At 41.1% G+C, this 19,283-nt stretch carries 21 protein-coding genes; 6 read left to right on the forward strand and 15 right to left on the reverse strand.

From position 1 onward, the window contains the following. Positions 1-10: 10 nt before the first annotated feature. Positions 11-376 carry a helix-turn-helix domain-containing protein gene (locus tag RB604_RS10530; protein WP_149928501.1) on the reverse strand — a complete coding sequence of 122 codons (366 nt, stop codon included), beginning with the start codon at positions 374-376 and terminating at the stop codon, positions 11-13. Between the two features lie 170 nt (positions 377-546). On the opposite strand from RB604_RS10530, the gene RB604_RS10535 reads away from it, so the two are divergent. Both RB604_RS10535 and RB604_RS10540 read left to right on the forward strand, forming a co-directional pair. After that, positions 547-1,125 (forward strand): hypothetical protein, encoded by a 579-nt coding sequence (locus tag RB604_RS10535; protein WP_032595630.1) that lies wholly within the window; start codon positions 547-549, stop codon positions 1,123-1,125. Next, entirely contained in the window at positions 1,115-1,921 is an 807-nt protein-coding gene (locus RB604_RS10540; protein WP_032595631.1) for an SEC-C metal-binding domain-containing protein, read from the forward strand. The genes RB604_RS10535 and RB604_RS10540 overlap by 11 nt, the downstream gene beginning before the upstream one ends. Positions 1,922-2,211: 290 nt before the next feature. On the opposite strand, the gene RB604_RS10545 is transcribed toward RB604_RS10540, so the two are convergent. The 5 genes from RB604_RS10545 to mnmE all read right to left on the reverse strand — a co-directional run bounded on the left by RB604_RS10545 (position 2,212) and on the right by mnmE (position 7,477). Next, positions 2,212-3,093, reverse strand: a complete 882-nt coding sequence (locus RB604_RS10545; RefSeq protein WP_195380722.1) for a mobilization protein — start codon at positions 3,091-3,093, stop codon at positions 2,212-2,214. A 264-nt stretch (positions 3,094-3,357) separates the two neighbouring features. Next, positions 3,358-3,723: a virulence RhuM family protein gene (locus RB604_RS10550; RefSeq protein ID WP_195380724.1), complete on the reverse strand. Its 366-nt coding sequence runs from the start codon at positions 3,721-3,723 to the stop codon at positions 3,358-3,360. Between the two features lie 8 nt (positions 3,724-3,731). Then, entirely contained in the window at positions 3,732-4,838 is a 1,107-nt protein-coding gene (locus RB604_RS10555; RefSeq protein ID WP_149928494.1) for a tyrosine-type recombinase/integrase, read from the reverse strand. Positions 4,839-4,923: 85 nt separating this feature from the next. Then, the gene (locus RB604_RS10560) at positions 4,924-5,829 is read right to left on the reverse strand and encodes a helix-turn-helix domain-containing protein (RefSeq protein ID WP_149928492.1); all 906 of its coding nucleotides are present in this window, start codon (positions 5,827-5,829) and stop codon (positions 4,924-4,926) included. Positions 5,830-6,079: 250 nt separating this feature from the next. Beyond that, positions 6,080-7,477: a tRNA uridine-5-carboxymethylaminomethyl(34) synthesis GTPase MnmE gene (gene mnmE, locus RB604_RS10565; RefSeq protein ID WP_007478337.1), complete on the reverse strand. Its 1,398-nt coding sequence runs from the start codon at positions 7,475-7,477 to the stop codon at positions 6,080-6,082. Positions 7,478-7,612: 135 nt separating this feature from the next. Between mnmE and RB604_RS10570 the strand changes: the two genes are divergently transcribed. Next, positions 7,613-9,487 carry a PAS domain-containing hybrid sensor histidine kinase/response regulator gene (locus tag RB604_RS10570; protein ID WP_224204025.1) on the forward strand — a complete coding sequence of 625 codons (1,875 nt, stop codon included), beginning with the start codon at positions 7,613-7,615 and terminating at the stop codon, positions 9,485-9,487. Between the two features lie 82 nt (positions 9,488-9,569). After that, positions 9,570-10,220 carry an NAD(P)-dependent oxidoreductase gene (locus RB604_RS10575; protein WP_055295596.1) on the forward strand — a complete coding sequence of 217 codons (651 nt, stop codon included), beginning with the start codon at positions 9,570-9,572 and terminating at the stop codon, positions 10,218-10,220. On the opposite strand, the gene RB604_RS10580 is transcribed toward RB604_RS10575, so the two are convergent. The 5 genes from RB604_RS10580 to RB604_RS10600 all read right to left on the reverse strand — a co-directional run bounded on the left by RB604_RS10580 (position 10,204) and on the right by RB604_RS10600 (position 14,831). After that, positions 10,204-10,731 (reverse strand): 3'-5' exonuclease, encoded by a 528-nt coding sequence (locus RB604_RS10580; protein ID WP_055295594.1) that lies wholly within the window; start codon positions 10,729-10,731, stop codon positions 10,204-10,206. The two genes, RB604_RS10575 and RB604_RS10580, sit on opposite strands and share 17 nt — an antisense overlap. Next, positions 10,731-11,609 (reverse strand): nucleoside phosphorylase, encoded by an 879-nt coding sequence (locus RB604_RS10585; RefSeq protein WP_005924483.1) that lies wholly within the window; start codon positions 11,607-11,609, stop codon positions 10,731-10,733. Before RB604_RS10585 ends, RB604_RS10580 begins: the two co-directional genes overlap by 1 nt. Before the next feature lie 287 nt (positions 11,610-11,896). Beyond that, a complete protein-coding gene (floA, locus tag RB604_RS10590) occupies positions 11,897-12,898 on the reverse strand; it encodes a flotillin-like protein FloA (RefSeq protein ID WP_055295592.1) in 1,002 nt (333 codons plus the stop codon). 24 nt (positions 12,899-12,922) lie between these two features. Further along, positions 12,923-13,393: an NfeD family protein gene (locus RB604_RS10595; RefSeq protein WP_005924479.1), complete on the reverse strand. Its 471-nt coding sequence runs from the start codon at positions 13,391-13,393 to the stop codon at positions 12,923-12,925. A 7-nt stretch (positions 13,394-13,400) separates the two neighbouring features. After that, positions 13,401-14,831, reverse strand: a complete 1,431-nt coding sequence (locus tag RB604_RS10600; RefSeq protein ID WP_122282075.1) for a tetratricopeptide repeat protein — start codon at positions 14,829-14,831, stop codon at positions 13,401-13,403. A 218-nt stretch (positions 14,832-15,049) separates the two neighbouring features. Between RB604_RS10600 and RB604_RS10605 the strand changes: the two genes are divergently transcribed. Both RB604_RS10605 and RB604_RS10610 read left to right on the forward strand, forming a co-directional pair. Further along, positions 15,050-15,796: a PP-loop family protein gene (locus RB604_RS10605; protein ID WP_055295587.1), complete on the forward strand. Its 747-nt coding sequence runs from the start codon at positions 15,050-15,052 to the stop codon at positions 15,794-15,796. A gap of 26 nt (positions 15,797-15,822) precedes the next feature. Continuing rightward, complete coding sequence (locus tag RB604_RS10610) at positions 15,823-16,191, forward strand: DMT family protein (RefSeq protein ID WP_044093749.1); 369 nt, start codon at positions 15,823-15,825, stop codon at positions 16,189-16,191. Positions 16,192-16,410: 219 nt separating this feature from the next. Here RB604_RS10610 and RB604_RS10615 read toward each other — a convergent pair whose 3' ends face one another. Genes RB604_RS10615 through RB604_RS10630 form a run of 4 tightly spaced genes read right to left on the reverse strand, consistent with a single transcriptional unit; the run spans position 16,411 to position 19,272 of the window. Next, entirely contained in the window at positions 16,411-17,421 is a 1,011-nt protein-coding gene (locus RB604_RS10615; RefSeq protein WP_055295585.1) for an FAD:protein FMN transferase, read from the reverse strand. Positions 17,422-17,436: 15 nt separating this feature from the next. Beyond that, positions 17,437-18,018 (reverse strand): manganese efflux pump MntP, encoded by a 582-nt coding sequence (locus RB604_RS10620; RefSeq protein WP_021935552.1) that lies wholly within the window; start codon positions 18,016-18,018, stop codon positions 17,437-17,439. Between the two features lie 5 nt (positions 18,019-18,023). Next, complete coding sequence (locus RB604_RS10625) at positions 18,024-18,803, reverse strand: DUF6048 family protein (protein ID WP_005924440.1); 780 nt, start codon at positions 18,801-18,803, stop codon at positions 18,024-18,026. After that, the gene (locus RB604_RS10630) at positions 18,760-19,272 is read right to left on the reverse strand and encodes a DUF6452 family protein (protein ID WP_005924437.1); all 513 of its coding nucleotides are present in this window, start codon (positions 19,270-19,272) and stop codon (positions 18,760-18,762) included. The genes RB604_RS10625 and RB604_RS10630 overlap by 44 nt, the downstream gene beginning before the upstream one ends. Positions 19,273-19,283: the final 11 nt, after the last annotated feature.

Genomic DNA, 19,283 nt, shown 5'->3' on the forward strand with positions numbered 1-19,283 from the left:
GCCCAACCTATTAAAATTGCACTAATGATTTGGGCTTATGGCGTACACCACTCTGCATATTGGCAAGCATCTCCTCGTATGTCTGCTCGGCAGTCTTTCTCCGTCCGTTCTCAATCCAAGCAAGAAGCTCGTCCTCGTAGAAATAGAGTTTCTTCCCCTTCTTATAAGACGGAAGTAGTCCTTTGCGCACCAATGTATATATGGTAGGCTTGGCTTTACGGATGATACGGCAAGCATCCTCGATTTCCACCAATACATGTTTGTCGGATGGCTGTGGTTGGAGTTCCGCTACCATCTTTTTCAACTCGATGACCTGTTCGGTCAGATAACCTACCGCCTCGGGTAGCTTATCAAATGTTACTGTTTCTTTTTGCATACGCCAATCGTTTTTAATTGTTCGACGGCAAAGGAAACAGGTGTTTCAATGGTGGAATCATTCACCAAAATTTAACTGATGAATAACTTTTTGATGGTAATTAGTGATGATTACAAAGGATTTAGCTACCTTTGCATAAAATTTGAGTATGAAAATATAGATAAAGTATTATGTCAAAACTAAGTGAATTGGTTGGTGTTGTTGAAGAACCACATCTTGTCATTCAAGAATACTTTAAGACGCTGGATGATTGGTGTACTGAGATGGAACTGTCGGATCCCATAAAACAATCTGTAATGTCTTCGCAGTTGGTTCTTATACCAGAAGGGTTTCGTGATTGTCCAAAGGCGTTTACCAATTATGCGAGTGACTTCTATAACTACTGCAAGCATGTCAATAGTGTGAGTATCGAAATCTGTTGCAATGATGAGGAGTTTACGCAATTGGAGTTGTGCTCGGTAAAAGTTCGGTTGGGGAAAATAATTGCTACATCAAGCATATCTGGTGTTATCATTTGGAATATAGTCAGCGGTTATATAAAGGATGTTATTGATGAAGCGGTCAAGACGGAACCAGTTGTAGAACAGGTGGCAGATGTACCCTCGTTTCAGTCTGAACCAGAGTGTTCTTTCTCTGTTATTATTCGCGACTCAACAGGTAAATGCATTGAGGTGAAATACGATGGACCGGTGTCGGGTATGGAAGAAGCTGGAGAACAAATTAAGATAATAGCTGGTGATGGAAAGTAAATACATTGATATTCTGCAACATCTTTGTGATGATTCTTTTGATTACAAGGGAGCACTGAATGTTGTACGAAAAGATCTGCATAATGCAAGGAACAATCATCAAGAGCAACAAGCCAATAACTTTTGGGCAATAAAGACTGTTATTGAGATATATCAGGGGATGGTTGATGTGTATGAGTTGCTGCAACAGCACGAATACTACAAAGCGTGGTGTGAAGCGGAACAGGTGGAGATTATGTGCAACAATCTCCAACGCAATTCCCAAGATGTTTTTACTATCGTAAAAGACCTGTATGAATGTATCATCCGACTGCAGGGCTTGTATCCGTATCAGATATTCTGTAGCTATGTGATACAAATCAAGAAGGAGCGTTGCTCTATCTGCAATCAGATCCGTAACATAAGGCATGACTGTGGACACAGAAGAGGATATGTATATAATGGTCAGTTCTGTTGCAATATAATTGAGGACTTTGAACTCAAAAGCATAGATATTGTGGATAATCCAGTACATAAGTATGCTGTACTATTTACTAAGGGTAAAGATGGAAATAGCGAGGATAACTATGACTACTCGTTGGTAGAGGGATTAATGCAGTATTGGACGAAGCCATTTCAACATTGGATATATTATATCAAGCACATTCATAAGCCTTTGACTGATTATCCCGGGCTGACGGATGATGATTATTGTCCTTGCGGGTCAGGGAAAAAGTATGGTGAGTGTTGCAAGTCCGATCCTGAGGGTGTAAAGCACAAAGTGTACCAGTTTAGGGTAGAACAATGTTTATTATAAGTGTTTTAATGATATTGGTATAGTTCAATAAAATAGAAAGTTGGTTTAGGAAATTTAGATTCTCGGAATCTCGCTTACTGACAAAATCTATTTAGGCTTGTCCCGCAAAAAGAATATCAACGGTGTTGAAAATCTTTGCAGTTCAAGTGATCCGAATTTATTTAACTTTTAACCGAGTCCAATTTTTAGTGGACACATATGACATGAGTTAATAATTTACAATTCAGTTTCAAAAGAAATAAAAGGAACCCGTAAAATTAGAAAGATTGGAATTTTGGATTGATTTTTAGTTAGGCAATCTTCTTGTCTAATTTAATCTTGCATTCAGATTCAGTATGAGACATTTTGCGCTCAATGGTAGATATTTCCGAATCACGGAGAGTATGAGCGAATACCCTCTTTATGAATGTGGCAGTCTGTAAGCGTGGCTTGCCAAATGCTTTACCGATATTCCATCCAAAGTGCATGATGTCAATGGTCTTTAACTGAGAATCAACCTTTATAGGTTCAACTTTAGGCAGAGTATCTGATAAGTAATATTTTGTAACATATCTACACAAGCGATTAAGTGCAGCTTCATCAAGATAGAGAACTAAGGTTTGTTTTGTGTAAGCAATGACCTTATCAAGTTTTTCTTGTGATTCTCGTTCTTTCTCAGCCATAGCGTTTGCACGGGAAATCTCATATTCTGATGGTTGATTAAGCACATTGATAGGGATGTTGCTAATAGAGGCTGTAGGGACTTCCTCCTTTGGAAATTCTACCATGTCTTCATTGGATTCTGAAAGCGAGAGAGTAGAAACTTCTTTTGTGGTGTCAGATGTAGTTTCGATTTCTGCTTCAGATTCAGAAACGATAGGTTCTGGATCTATGGTATTTTCAATAGATTCCTGATGTTCTATTGGATTTTCAGTTACCACCGCCTTATTACGATAGCACTCAAATCTCATAAAGCTTTTTTCTATTGTTGGGGAAAGGAGTTGTCTGAATACCATTTGCAGATTGAGATAGATAGCTCCCATTATAATGGTGCATACCACCAAAATGAGGTAACTACTGAACTCGTCCCAACCATAGTGAAGTACGGTCTGGCGGGCTAAAACACCAATGATTGCGATTGTACCAAAAACAATCAGATGCAATGTTATATGTTCTATCTTTCTCTGTTCCATAGTGAGATGTATTAATCGTTTGTGTGCAAATATATAGGATTAATTTTTGAGAAAATCCATAGTTTTGCCTGTTAATGGGCTTTTGACGATATATTTCATCACTTTTCACCATGTTATACTCCTAATAATAAGCGTATTGCAAATTTCTTGCTTTTGGATGAAAATAGTTGGGTAAATAGGCTTGTGTATCTTAAAAACAAAAATTATCTGCATCATTTAAGGTAAACAATGCAGATAATCAATAGGGTATAGAGATATTGCTTATTAGCAATACAATGTATGGTTTGTATCCTTGTTAAAATATAACAGGAGGTTGTAATCTTGTTTATGAGCGACTTTGTTTATTAGCCATTTCCTAAATGCAGTGGAATGCCCGGTGTCAATCTGATAGGATAGGATTATAACCATATCGAGATTATACACATCGGCATTGTTCCCATTCTCCAATTTGATGTACTTACGAACTTCGTAGCTATTCAAAATATTGATTTTCAGTATTCTCTTAATTGCAGCGTGGATAGTACCAGCCGTTGTATAAAACAAGTCTGCCAGCTCCCAAGAGGTCATCCATACTTCGCCATCGGAAATATAGATGCCTTGTCCGTTGTTGGTTATGATTCCTCGTTTCATAGTTCTATCTATTTGAGTGATATTTTATTAGCTGTTTCTCGCTTCTTGGTATTGACCAAATCGGCATATATCTGAGTTGTGGACACGTTCTTATGCGTTAGCATCTTTGAGACCGTGTAAATATCTGTACCTAAGGATATTTGTATGACGGCATACGAGTGACGAAATCCGTGGAAGGTTATCGGTTTCGTTATCCCTGCCTTTTTGAGCCAGCTTTTCAGCGGATAATTAATCATACTCCGTTTCAACTTCTTGAATACTTTGCCTGTTCCGGGCGTACCGCATAGTTCGTAGGCTTCGTAACTGATGGGGAGTGTTGCCTCCGTTTGAGTTTTCTGTGTCCTGATACGCAGACAATAACCTTGGTCTGGAGCGATAGTAAAGTCTTCCCATTGCAGATTGAGAATATCACTGATGCGTAAGCCTGTCAGACAAGCGAACAGAGAAGCGGATTTCAATACGGGGATGTCGCAAGGAGTGGCAGCGAGTTGTTTTACTTCTTCCAACGTCAGATACTCTTTCTTTACGTCTTGTGGCTCTATCTTATCAAGGTAATCGTTAATGTTCTCCCGAAACCATTTATCCCGATAGGCAATCTTCAATAATCCTCTGAAAGTAGAGTAGTAGCCGGATGCCGAATTGAGGGATATGGAGCGGTTGCTGTGTTTGAGTTGTTTGGCGTTTAGCAGGTACTCACGGAACTTCTTGCATAAATCCACATTCACATCACCAAAGGTACATTGTCCCTTGACGAAGTTGTAGAAATGCTGATAGACGAATTGCCATTTCTGGTCTTTGTTTCGACACATCTTCTTGAAGTAGGCGAGGAAATCGGCTTTCTGCTTGGTCTTATCCAAGAAGCCAAACTCTTCGTTGATGAGCGATTGTACCCGGATGCAACGGATCGCTTCTGCTTTGTTCAACATATCGTTGTTGAACTCCCGTTCCATTTCGTTTTTGGGATGGGCATAGATGTAGATGCCAAGGTATTCCCTGCGGCTCATCTGCATCGTTTCAGGGTTACGGACTGCCGGATAATAATCCAGATACAAGGAGATACGATTGTTTCGAATCACTCTCTGACGAACTGTTACTTTTGTACACGTGTGTGACATACTGTTTAATATTTAGAGTTTTACATTTGTTTGGTGTTAAAGGAATAAGGTGATTCAATGGTGGGTATATTCACCGAAAAATAACTTATTCAATCTTTGGGGCTGCAAGCAACTTATCCAGTTCTGGCTTGGAGATAAGTGTGTATTTGCCTTTCTTGACCTTAGGGATATTATGATACTTCGCATAATGATAGAGCTGGTCACGGGTGAGATTGAATTTCTCCATTGCTTCGGCTACCGTATAATATTGAGGTTCTTCGGGGGCAGCAATGCCCTTGGCTATATCCACATGCTTCTTAGAATAGTACACCATGATGCCCTCTTTCTTCTTTGGAATGGCATTCTTGGAAACGAAACAGTAGATGGCGGATAAGGTCATGCCGAACTTCTCGTGCATTTCTTGGGTACTGTACCATTCGGTAATGTCAGGATTCGGTGCTTTCTTGGCGAAGTAAGCATCCATGTGTTTCTTACTCCAGTAGGTCTTACCACGATTGAAAGTCCGAGGGATGTTGTTCTTCTTGGCTACTAAGAATATCCATGATTCGTTTACATGATATTTCTCTTTGACTTCTGCGGTGGTGTAGAAGTCGGTGATAGGGGCTTTCTCTTTTGTTGGTGTATGGAATTCTGTTGGATTATTGAATAACACATCAATATCCTCTTTATTCAAAAGGTATTTGAAGCCCAAGCGAATGACCTTTAATTCACTACGTTTAATGTAACCGTAAACGGTTGGTCTAGTTACTCCGAGATAGATAGCCGTTTCGGTGATTGTAAGAAATGGTTTGTCTTTTATTCTTTCAATAGGCTTTTCTTCTATCTTCTTTTCTACGATTTGATTGTTTGCTTTGATTGCTTCATCACGCTTTCTCTTTTTATAGAGTGCGTTGGCACATTGCTTGGAACAACACGCAGTAGTTGTCTTTTGGGCGATAAACTCTTTACCGCACCAAGCACAAATTCGCTTAATTTTCAGGTTGCTGCTCATTTTAATTCATCTTTATTTCTCCGTTATTTTTGTAAATTCCCGTAAAACCGTGTAAAATGGCGTATAGTTTCTCTACTACCTTTCTACAGGATTTTCAGTCTTTAACAAGCGAGCAACAAATGCGGTACAAAAATGAGCTGAAAAAGCCCTATAAACGATAACCATCGCTTATAAGGCTAAAAAGAAAGGCGTTCAAAATGAACGCCTTAATAATCATTGATGATATATGCTAATCGTTGGTAATCACCACTTATTTTCCGATGCAGAAATTTTGAAAAATATTCTGCAATACCATGTCATTAGTAACCTCTCCCGCGATATCCGATAGATGAAAAATACATTCGCGTATATCCTGTGCCAAAAAATCTCCGGAAATATTTCTGTTCAATCCTTCCTGTACACGGTGTATGGCTTCCAAAGCAAGACTAAGTGCTTCGTGATGACGAACATTGGTGACAATGACATCATTTTGAGTGATTGTCGGTAAATGAGCGGCTTCAGTCAGCATCTGTTGTAATTCATCTGTTCCTGAATGTTGTTTTGCAGAGATAAAGATCGAATTTATATCAGTTTTTGGAAAATTCGTTAGGAGAAACAAAATGGCTTCTTTCTGCTCTTCTCTGATGAGGTCGGATTTATTAAAAGTGAGGATCAGGTGTTTGCCTTCGCAATGGGGGAGGAGCTTTTTCGATAGTCCTTCTATTTGCGAGGGGGCGTCTGTAGCATCGATCATCCAAAGGATAATTTCCGCTTGATCAATTTTTTGAAAGGTACGCTCTATACCTAAATTCTCGATTGTATCATTGGTTTCACGAATGCCCGCCGTGTCGATGAAGCGAAAGGTGATACCATTGATGTTTACGGTATCTTCGATGACATCACGGGTGGTGCCGTGAATGTCACTGACGATGGCTTTGTCTTCATTTAACAAAACATTGAGGAGTGTTGATTTTCCGGCATTCGTTTCACCGATAATAGCTACAGGAACACCGTTCTTGATAACATTACCTACATTAAATGAATACACCAGACGGGCTATTACTTTTTCTATGCTATCTGCCAGTTGCAACAATGCGGAACGGTCGGCAAATTCTACGTCCTCCTCACTGAAGTCCAATTCCAATTCTATCATAGAGGTGAAGTTGAGTAGCTTTTCCCGGAGATCTGTCAGCTCTTTACTGAACCCGCCTCGCATCTGACTCATGGCAAGGCGATGGGTTGCTGCTGATGTTGAAGCAATTAAATCCGCTACCGCTTCCGCCTGGCTGAGATCCATTTTGCCATTTAAGAAAGCTCTTTGTGTAAATTCACCGGGTTGCGCCAGACGACAACCGTTTTTGATAAGCAACTGCAATACCTGCTGGAGGATATAGCTGGAACCATGGCAGGTAATTTCAGTACTGTCTTCTCCTGTATAAGAATGGGGAGTACGAAACAGACTGACAAGCACTTCATCTATTATTTCTTCTCCGTTGTAGATATGGCCGAATGTGAGGGTATATGGCTTTCTGCCGGTTAATTTTTTCTCAGCTTTCACAGGAATAAATATCCGTTCAGTGATGTCAATGGCATGGGGGCCGGAAACACGAATACTTCCGATAGCACCACCTTGAGCGGTGGCGATGGCGCAGATGGTATCTTGATTCATTGTTTTTTATTTTATGAAAGGCAAAGATAAAACTTTCTGAAGAAAAAAGAGATAACTTTGGTGCAAGTTATTCTTTATAATTCATATCTTTGTTTATCATACAGCAAAACAATACATACCATGGTAATAGAAGAAATGAATTCACTGACAAAGGATGAGGATTTTGATGAACTGAAAAATAAATATCAAGAGATAACCTCCGTTTTGGCCGCGCATCAAATAGCATTGTGGGAGTATGATATCCCTACCGGACAATGTAGTTTTACGGATGACTATTTTCGTATATTGGGTCTGAGAGAAGCAGGCATCGTATTTGAAAATATTGATGACTTTTATCAATATGCCCATTCGGAAGATATCGTGCCTTACCGGAATGCTTTTTCACAGATGCTTGAATCGGAGGACAAGATATCTCAGATACAGGTGCGCTGTATGGGGTGTCATGGTGAGATTATCTGGCTGGAGGATCATTTCCTCTCTTATCAGAAGAATGAAGCGGGACACCCCGAAAAGATAATTGCATATACTATTAATGTTACTTCGCAATGTGAGAAAGAGTCGCATATCCGGCGACTGGAAGAACGGAATCGGAAGATTATTGAAGCTTTGCCTGAATTTATCTTTATTTTCGATAATAATTTCTTTATAACAGATGTCTTAATGGCTCCTGATACGGTTTTGCTGCATCCGGTGGACGTTTTAAAAGGTGCTGACGGACGTTCTATCTATAGCCCTGAAGTCAGTGATTTATTCATTCGGAATATTAATGAATGTTTGAAAGACGGGGAAATGAAAGAGATAGAATACCCGTTGGACGTTGAGAATGGCAGGTATTATTTTCAGGCACGTATTGCTCCTTTTGAAGGTAACAACGTGTTGGCTTTGATCCATGATATCGGAGAAAGGGTGCAACACGCTAAAGAATTGATCGAAGCAAAACGGAAAGCGGAAGAGGCGGATCGGATGAAATCTGTTTTTCTGGCAAATATGAGCCATGAAATACGTACTCCACTCAATGCTATTGTCGGTTTTTCTGAGATTGTTGCTTTTACGGAAGATCCCGAAGAAAAAGAAGAATACATAGGCATCATCCGTAAGAATAGCAATTTGTTGTTGCAGTTGATCGATGATATCCTTGATTTGTCACGTATTGAATCGGGGAAGTCGGAGATGCAGCTTCAACCGGCGGAGATCTGTACGTTGATTGATGAGGTCGGGAAAGTACATCGATTGAAGATGAAAGAGAATGTTGAGTTTAAAGTAGTACGTCCGGAAGAGGAAATAGTTACGGTGACGGACCGTAATCGGGTTACTCAAGTATTGTTCAATTTTCTTTCCAATGCTATCAAGAATACGAAACAGGGCACTATAACATTGGGGATGTGTAAAGAGGGAGATTGGGTAAAGTTGTTCGTCCGTGATACCGGTTGCGGTATATCTAAGGAGAAGCTCCCCCTGATATTTACCCGTTTTGAGAAATTGAATGCTTTTGTACAGGGTACAGGATTAGGATTACCTATCTGCCAAAGTATTGTAGAACGTCTTGGCGGACGGATCGAAGTAGAATCTGAATTGGGTAAAGGGAGCGTGTTCGCTTTATATCTGCCTTATCGACAAATCCATTCGTCAGCAGATGAGGGGACTGCGTATAAGACAGGGCAAAAGCGGATTCTTGTGGTTGAAGATATCGAGGTCAACTTTATGCAGATAAATGCTTTTCTAAAAAAAGAATATACTATTTTGTGGGTAACGAACGGGGAAGATGCTGTGAAAAGTTTCTTACGGGATACTCCCGATTTAATCTTGATGGACATTCGTATGCCGGTGATGAATGGTATTGAAGCTACTGCAAAAATTCGCACCATGTCTGCTGATATCCCCATTATAGCAGTGACGGCCCATGCTTTTTATACAGAACAGAAGCAGGCGTTTGCTGCCGGTTGTAATGAGGTGGTATCTAAACCTTATTCCATGGAGCAGTTAAAAGTGGCAATCGAGAAGTATATCTGATCCTCTTTTTCATGTCACAACAATTTGTAGGGTGGTGTGTTATAATATAGTATTATAAATTGAACATTAAAACAAATTGGATATGAAAAAGGTAGTATTAATAGGAGCGAGTGGCTTCGTGGGGTCGGCTATTCTGAATGAAGCTTTAAACCGTGAAATTCAAGTTACGGCAGTGGTTCGCCATCCGGAGAAGATCAAGATACAAAATGAAAATCTGATCATAAAGAAAGCGGATGTTTCTTCCTTGGATGAGGTAGCCGAAGTATGTAAAGGAGCCGATGCGGTGATCAGTGCATTCAATCCCGGATGGGATAATCCGGATATATACGATGAAACGATTAAGGTTTATCTGACAATAATGGACGGAGTGAAGAAATCCGGAGTCAGCCGTTTCCTGATGGTCGGCGGTGCCGGGTCTTTGTTTATAGCTCCGGGCATACGTTTGGTAGATTCCGGTGAGGTACCCGAAAAACTATTACCCGGAGTCAAGGCATTAAGTGATTTTTATTTTCATTTCTTGAAAAAAGAAAAAGAAATCGATTGGGTGTTTTTCTCACCGGCTGCCGATATGGCTCCCGGAGTACGTACCGGCAGATATCGTTTAGGAAAAGATGATATGGTGGTAGACATAGCAGGTAACAGCCATATTTCCGTACAGGATTATGCGGCTGCCATGATTGACGAGTTTGAAAAACCTGCCCATCATCAAGAACGATTTACCATAGGGTATTAGCCGGACAGTAGCGTTCCAGAAAATTAAGGTATAATTTGGCACATCCGCGAGCATCGGACAGGGCTTCGTGATGTGTAAGTTCGATACCTTGTCGTTCGCAACAGGCACTCAGATTTGCCGGTTTATAGCCTAAAGAACGGTAAATGCGTAAAGTACATTCCCAACGTTCCGCAAGCAGCAATTCATCGTAATCAAGTTGATACATACGCATCGTGCGCTGCAATACATTACGGTCGAATTGTTCATTGTGGGCAACCACTGTCATTCCTTGCAACCGTTTTTTCACTTCGGGATAAATGGCATGAAACCCCGGCAATGATTCGGTCATATCCGGGGTAATGCCATGTACGAGGATATTTGAACGCCAATATTCGTTTTCCGGCGGTTGGATGAGACTGCAATATTCGTCTGTTATGATACCGTCGGTCACGGTGACGATACCTACCGAACAAGCACTCTCCATGTAGCCTGTAGCTGTTTCGAAGTCGATGGCGACAAAAGATAAATTCATCAGATTCTATCGAGAACGGTTTTAATCAAAGTATCGATGGTATTCTTATAACCGGTGTTCGCTTCTTTAATCAAACGATTGGCTATTACCATGCACACAGTCATAGCCTTGTGTCCCATCAATCTGCCCAGTCCTGCAAGAGCGGAGCTCTCCATTTCGAAATTCGTAATTTTGAAGCCGTTGTATTCAAACTTCTCAATCTTGTCGTTTTGATTGGGATCAGCCAACGGTACACGCAGTTCACGTCCCTGTGGACCGAAGAACCCTCCCGCAGCGATAGTCACACCACGTACCATATCTTCTTTTGCAATCCGGTCAATCAACTCGGCATTGGCATCAATCACATAAGGGGCGGGGGCGCACATGTTGCCCGACCATCCCATATGGTTCAGGAAAGCTCGTTCGAAAGCAAGGTCACAAACAGCGTTACGTCCGGCATAGAAGTTCAGCAATCCGTCAAATCCGATTGATTTTTGTGAGCAGACGAAAGTACCGACCGGAGTATTGGGCTGTAATCCCCCGCAAGTGCCGATGCGCACTAATTCCAATGAGCGAAGGTGTTCTTTCTCTTCACGAGTTTGAAAATCGATATTGGCCAATGCGTCCAATTCGTTCATGACGATGTCGATATTGTCGCAACCGATACCGGTAGAGACAACCGTAATACGCTTGCCTTTATAGGTTCCTGTGACCGTTTTAAATTCGCGGCTTTCTACCTCGAATTCTTTATTCTCAAAATGAGAAGCTACGAGTGCCACACGTCCGGGATCACCCACTAAAATGACTTTGTCGGCCAGTTGTTCCGGTTTCACGTGGAGATGGAATACAGATCCGTCTTCATTGATGATCAACTCCGAGGAAGGAAAATACTTTTTCATGTTTATAAGGATTAAGTTTTAAACAAGTTCTCTATAAAAATAACACAGAGCTCCACAAAGTGTTTATTAAAAATGAAAACCTTCGAGCCTGCTTACATTTTCCCCTAAAAAGTTTTATCAGTTTATTTTAAGCTCATTTTCGGTCTGTTTTCCTGCTTTCATTCGTCAGATAGCCCGCTATCCTCCTTTAAAAACAGAAAAACATCCTCAAAAATAACTTTTAAAATAATGCTGAGTAAAATTTAAACAGGTTCTTATGAAACTCTGCATCATTTTGTGGCGATGGATTAATCACCAAGCGGCATGTTCGTATTTCCACCGATCGGTTTTGCTATATTTTCGCGCATGGAAGTATCGGCTTGAATATTTTTTATCTTGTAATAATCCATAATACCTAAGTTGCCGCTACGGAAAGCTTCTGCGATTGCTTTAGGAATTTCCGCTTCTGCCTGAATCACATTAGCCCGTGCTTCTTCTGCTTTTGCTTTCATTTCCTGTTCGGTGGCTACCGCCATTGCACGGCGTTCCTCCGCTTTGGCTTGTGCAATGTTTTTATCGGCATTGGCTTGGTCTATCTGAAGGGCGGCACCGATGTTTTTACCTATATCGATATCGGCGATATCGATAGACAGGATTTCAAAAGCCGTTCCTGCATCGAGTCCTTTGCGCAATACCAGTTTGGAAATGGAGTCCGGATTCTCAAGAACCGATTTGTGGTTTTCGGAAGAACCGATAGAAGACACAATGCCTTCGCCTACACGGGCCAGAATCGTATCTTCGCCCGCACCACCTACTAACTGGCGGATATTGGCACGTACCGTTACACGGGCTTTGGCTATCAACTGGATGCCGTCTTTGGCAACGGCAGTTACAGGGGGTGTGTCGATCACTTTCGGATTAACAGACATCTGTACAGCTTCGAATACGTCACGTCCTGCCAAGTCAATGGCAGTTGCCATCTGGAACGGAAGTTCTATATTGGCTTTTGAGGCAGATACGAGCGCATGTACTACCCGTTCTACATGTCCTCCGGCCAAGTAATGTGCTTCGAGTTCGTTACGAGTGATTTTGTTTAATCCGGCTTTGTGGGCTTCGATCATGCCCGGCACAATGATATACGGCGGAACATTACGGATACGCATGAGGAAAAGTTGTACCAATGAGATGTTTACTCCTGATACTTTGGCCGATAGCCAAAGGAAAAAAGGCACATAATGAAAAAAGAGAACCAGGAGAATAATACCTCCCGCTATCAGTAAGATAGTCAGATACATGGGTTCGATATTCATGATGAGTTTTGAATTAAGTGAATATTATGGTTTTTGTTTTTCTACAAAGATAGTGCCGTCAGCGATACGGTTAACGATAATCGGAGTCTTCTCGTCCAGCAATCCTTCTGTCGATTTTACTTCTATGATGTTACCTTCAATTTCGGCATAACCGATTTGTGCCAGGCGGGTGGTGGTTATACCCATATCGCCTACTTTGATTTTATTTGCGGCACTGTTGTCTATTTTGGAAGTTATATCTTTCTTTAGAGCCAGCTTGTCCAGTGTTTTTGAACGCATGAAACCGACCAGTGAGCCGACGCAGGCCACACCCGATACGACCAATGTGATAAATCCTGCCCCCGTACCGAGATTGGCAAATGCATAATAGTTGGCAAAAATAATACATCCCAGTGCTGCGATCCCTGCAAAGCTGATTCCCGGAATAACGAATAACTCCACCAAAAACAGTATAACTGCAGCGATGATGAGTACAATGATTATCAGTACGTCCATAGTTTTGTTATTTTTTATATTGTATTTCTGTATTGCGGATGATGATAGCCTCTTCATCAAGTTCACGGGACATTTGTCTTACCCGTTTTTCAAGATCGAGGATAGAGGGAGCTATTTTAGCTTTTTCTTCTTTATTGGCACGTGCATACCACTGCCGTTGGTTGTCCAGCTTATTTTCTTGCTGACGATAATCTTTTTCTTTTGTCTGATATCTTTTGAAGAGATCTTTCGCTTGTGGAGATTTGAAATCATCCAGGTGATAGTACGTTGCATGATCATCGATCACAAATTCAAAATCAGCTACAAACTGTTCCTGAGGCTTATGATTGATGGCATCTTCCAGCCTTTTCCGGGCGCTATCCACTTCCTTTTGATCTTTCCAGGTTGTTTTCAGCGAATGAAGTTGGGCAAGGGCTACTATTTGCTTCGGGTCCATTGCTTCGTAATTATATACTTGCTTGGATTCGTTCGGAATAAAAACATAGATGCAGACTTTCCCCTCCGGTTGATAGCGGTCTGAGGCAAACCAACCTAAATTGTTGTATTCATCGATCACATACATATAATCATTGTATGGAGAATTGAAAGGCATACCCACATTTTCCGGTCTCATGTACGTATCGGTGGCCGTGTTATAACGTGTTACGAAGATATCATATCCACCGATGGAGCTTTCTCCGTCCGAAGCGTAATAAATGGTTACTCCATCTGTCAAGACGTATGGATAGTTTGTATTTCCCGAAGCGTTTATGCTACTTGGAAGTTCCCATCCCTTGCTCCATTCATCGAGCATTTTATTTTTAGAAAAAATATTGAGCAAACCGTTCTTATCCTTTTCGCTATAATATATTTTGTTGGCGAGTTCGGTTTCATACACAGTTCCCGGATGGTCTCCTTCTGTTTTGAAGAATTTATTATACGTGAACAACTTTCCTGATTCTTCGCTTATTTTATAAGTATCGAGAAAGTTCGCTTTATCTACAACAAAACTGTCGATGATGCATACCTCTTCCACACCTTTCAACATACGGAGATTGGCTTTGGCCTTGTCCAATAACTTCTCGGCTTCTTCGGTCGTTTTTTTCTTTTTGGTAAGATCTTCTATATAAGCTTCGTAATTTTTAACGGCGTCTTCAAAGCGATACAGGTCATTGTAAGTTTCTGCCAAGTACAATTGTCCGCTGGGAATGCGCTTCTTGACGGCTGTTTCTAAATATTTCACGGCTTCCTGCGGTTCTCCTGTCTTCAGGCAGCAGACACCGTACCACAAATTATAATTGCCGTTAGCCGGTTGAGATTTTACGTATTTCTTGAAAACAGGCTTGGCCTCGCTGTATTGTTTTTTGTTGAACATGACTTTAGCCTGCTCCAGTGTTTGTGCAGAAATGCCTGTCAGTACAAAGCAGAATAAAAAGAATAAGATATGTTTTTTCTTCATTGTCTTTTAAGTTACAAGTTACGAACAAAGGAAGACCGATAATGAGTCCGTTGCTCTTTTGCAAAACTACTTGCTACCAAGGGTTTGTGACTTGTAGCAATTCAGAAGTTCAAAAATACAAATTAATCGGGAATATTCTCTGTTTTACTGTTATTCTATTATGTTAATTCTTCTTTAAATCATTCTTTTCGCTTACTTTTGCAGCCGATTTTATAAATATGGCAAAGTTTACAGAAGAAGAACAGACCTTGCGCGGCATTGAGCGGCGGTTTAATAAGGGAGTGGTGCAGTATGGGCTGATAGAAGAAAGTGATAAAATCCTAATCGGTCTTTCGGGCGGAAAGGATTCACTGGCCTTAGTCGAGTTATTGGGAAAGCGGGCGAAAATATTCAAACCCCGATTTTCGGTCGTAGCCGTACATGTAGTAATGAAAAATATTCCTTATCAGAGCGATTTGGAATATCTGAAAGCACATACCGAGGCTTTCGGAGTGCCTTTGGTGGTGTATGAGACCTCTTTCGATCCAACTACCGACACTCGTAAGTCGCCTTGTTTTCTTTGCTCCTGGAATAGACGGAAAGCTCTTTTTACGGTTGCCAAAGAGCAGGGATGCAACAAAATAGCATTAGGACATCATATGGATGATATCCTTGAAACATTATTGATGAATATAACTTTTCAAGGTGCTTTCTCTACGATGCCTCCTAAGTTGGCAATGAAAAAGTTCGATATGACCATCATCCGTCCGATGTGTCTGGTACACGAAAAAGACCTGACAGAGCTTGCTGCGTTGCATGAATATCGGAAGCAGGTGAAAAACTGCCCTTATGAATCCCAGTCGAGTCGCAGTGATATGAAAGCTATTTTGCAACAGCTTGAAGCGATGAATCCCGAAGCACGTTATAGCTTGTGGGGAAGTATGACAAATGTACAGGAAGAGTTATTACCCGATAAAATAGATTAGTTTATATTAAAAGCAGAAAAAATATGATGAAAGGTATTTATGCTGTTTCGTTGTTGATTGTTTCGAATATATTCATGACGTTTGCATGGTATGGGCACTTAAAATTGCAGGAGACTAAAGTGATAAGCAATTGGCCGTTGTATGGCGTTATATTGTTTTCCTGGCTGATTGCTCTTGCCGAGTATTCATGCCAAGTACCGGCCAACCGGCTCGGATTCAATGGAAACGGCGGTCCCTTTACGTTGATGCAGTTGAAAGTAATTCAAGAGGTGATTACACTGATTGTGTTTACTGTGTTTTCCACCTTATTGTTTAAAGGCGAATCTTTACACTGGAATCATCTTGCCGCTTTTCTTTGTTTGATTCTGGCTGTGTATTTTGTGTTTATGAAATGATTGGTAATAGGTTGATTATCAGAAGATGATAAAACTATTGGACAACGAATGCATAAGTCTGTATTTATCACCAAGATGAATGTACACTTATGCCATATAAAAGTATACACTTTCATCATATAATAGTATATACTTTTGTACGGCATGAGTCGGAGTTGCCAAAAGATATATTTATCAGATGCGCTCATTTAGTGAAAAAAAGATACTTTATGCCCCGAATTATTTAGCGGGCATATACTTTTTCATTCCGTCTGTAAAGAAAGTCTGGAATTTTCCGTTTTCGTCACTATAGATAAAATAAGCGTCTATTGCCGGATGCGCGTTGGCAAAGGCGGATGCTTCTTCCAGCCCCATCACCATGAAAGCTGTAGCCAAGGCATCTGCTGTCATGCAATCTTCGGCAATGACGGTAGCGGAAAGGATATTGTGTTGTACCGGATATCCTGTTCGCGGATCAATGGTGTGTGCATACTTTTTTCCGTCTTTATAATAAAAATTACGGTAATTTCCCGATGTGGCAAGTCCTGCATCGCTTAGTTCAAGTATGGTTTGTATTTCCTGATTGACGGACAATGAGTCGTCTATCGGCTTATTGATACCGATGCGCCATAGCCCGTTGCGTGAATTTTTTCCTTTGGCAACAATTTCCCCACCGATATCTACCATATAATTCTGAATACCTTTTTTTTCAAGCAGGCGTGCTACGACATCTACCGAATAACCTTTAGCGACGGCACTGCAACTGAGCATGATACGCGGATCTTCTTTTACTACCCTGCCGTCAACCAGTTTTACATTTTTATAATCGGTGATTTGCAGCAGGCTGTCTATTTTCATTGAATCCGGAAACTCTCCCTTTTTAAAACCGAATCCCCAGACATTTGCCAGAGGGGCGATTGTGATGTCGAAAGCGCCATTGGTTTCTTCCGATATCTCCATGGAACGATTGAAACAGGTTTGAAAAAAACTGTCTGTTACAATTTCTTCATTCCGGTTGATGCGTGAAATAATGGAAGTGTCATTGAAGGGTGAGAGTGAACCGTCGAACCGTTTTAATTCGGCTTCTATCTCCGATTTCAGATCGCCATCATATTGATAAGTGATGTTATAAATCGTTCCGAATACCAATCCGTTGATGCTGTGGTAAGGGACGTTGTTTTTACGAACCAATATCCAGATTGTTGCCAGCAGAAGAATGCCTAACCAGATAAAACTTTTTTTTGCTTTCATATCATTCTTTATTCGTTAGCTGAAAAATAAATGTTCAATTAAGATCTTGGCTCCGATGATCATCAGTATGATGCCTCCCCATAGTTCGGCACGCAGTTTTCGTGCAAATCCGCAACCGCATTTTATGCCGAAGATTAAGCCCGCCATCGACAGGGCGAATGATACAAATCCGATAATACAGATAGGGGAGAGGATGGCAGAGAAATCACGGATGCCCAGAAAAGCAAAGGATATGCCGATGGCTAAAGCATCGATACTGGTGGCTATGGCCATTGTGAGTACGACTTTTAAGCTGGTCGGGTTGAAATCATGACGACAATCTTCTTCCTTAAAAGATTCCCGCACCATATGCCCACCCAGAAAAGCAAGAATGGCAAAGGCTATCCAATGGTCTACACTTTCGATAAGGTGACTGAATGTGCTGGCGCCTGTCCAACCTAACAGCGGCATTAATGCTTGGAAAACACCGAAAAAGAGAGCCATCACGAACATTGGTCGCCATTGGATGCGTTTCAAAATAATACCGCTCGCAATAGAAACAGCGAAACAATCCATCGCTAAGCCAATTGCAAGCAGCCAGACTTCTAATCCTGTCATTGTGCTTAATAAGGTAATTTATATATTAAAGAGTAAGTCACTCCCATGTTGTTAGAGTTGTATTTTCCGAATCCGGGTACCATCCATGGATTGCCGTATTCGCTTACTGATGCCGAGAGTTTATATTTCATCCGGACAGCCCATCCCATATAAAAACTTTTATAAATCTGTACCCGTACTCCTGCCACGAATTCGAACCATTGCATAGTCGCTTTTTGCCCCGGATGATCGTAAGGGACACTACCACCCCAAATACCGTCTTCCTGACTCGGATTTCCCATCTCGCCACCGAATGCCGGGTCTTGTATTGCCAGACTGCTGATATCGTATTTCATATGGCTGAAACCATAGCGAAGTCCGACATATAAAAAACTGTTTTTCTCTTTTTTCTTGGCCATGGTGTTATAATCTACTCCGATACGGAAGAAAGGAGCGGAACTTTTATAATGAATACCGGTATCGCTCCAAGAATCTGTCGTGCCAAAACCTACGTCTACGGTTGGTAAAAACATGTTTTTTAAGTTCACCGCCACGTTAATCTCCGAACTGAGAAGGTCGCCTCCTAAAAGTTTACTTCCTATGCCATATAAATCCACACCAATATAGGTACCGTTGTATAACGGAACAATCTCCTTCGGCTCTTCCTTTACGTTTTTTTTCTGATCTCTTTTCGGAGTGGGATTAACATATGGCCGTTGCTGGGCATGTACCGTAAATCCTGCCGGTAAGAGTAGAAGCAGACTAATCGCGATTGCGGTAGAATAACTTAAGATTTTCTGTCCCATCAGTGTTGGCTTGTTTATTACTTATGTATATGGAGTCTAATTCTACTTCGCTGTGCCCAAGTCCGAGTATACTTTGTTTCATGCTATATCCGCAATCCATCGATTCAAAATAGGGGGTATTATCCTGCTTGATGTATACCGTATCACATAAAGTCGGATCTTCTCGGTATGCATAATAGAAGATAAATACGGTAGAATCCGATGTAAAGCGCAAAGGTAGTGATAAAGTGTGCACTTTCTTCTGATTGTTTATAATGATAGAATCGGTTCCGAGGGCAGTTACCGTCAATGAATCCAACGTGTCATTTTGTAAAATCGTTTCTGACGGAGCCGGCATCCTGTAGAGCGTACAGTTGATCATGGCACGTCCGGCGATGGAACAATCACTGTCTTCGGAACATGAAGTGTGCGTCCCAATGGCAATACCTGCAACAAAGAGGATTAAAAAAAGTCGGATTAAATTCTTCATATATTCATCAT

This window comes from Bacteroides salyersiae, assembly GCF_031172035.1.
Classification (GTDB): Bacteria; Bacteroidota; Bacteroidia; order Bacteroidales; family Bacteroidaceae; genus Bacteroides; species Bacteroides salyersiae.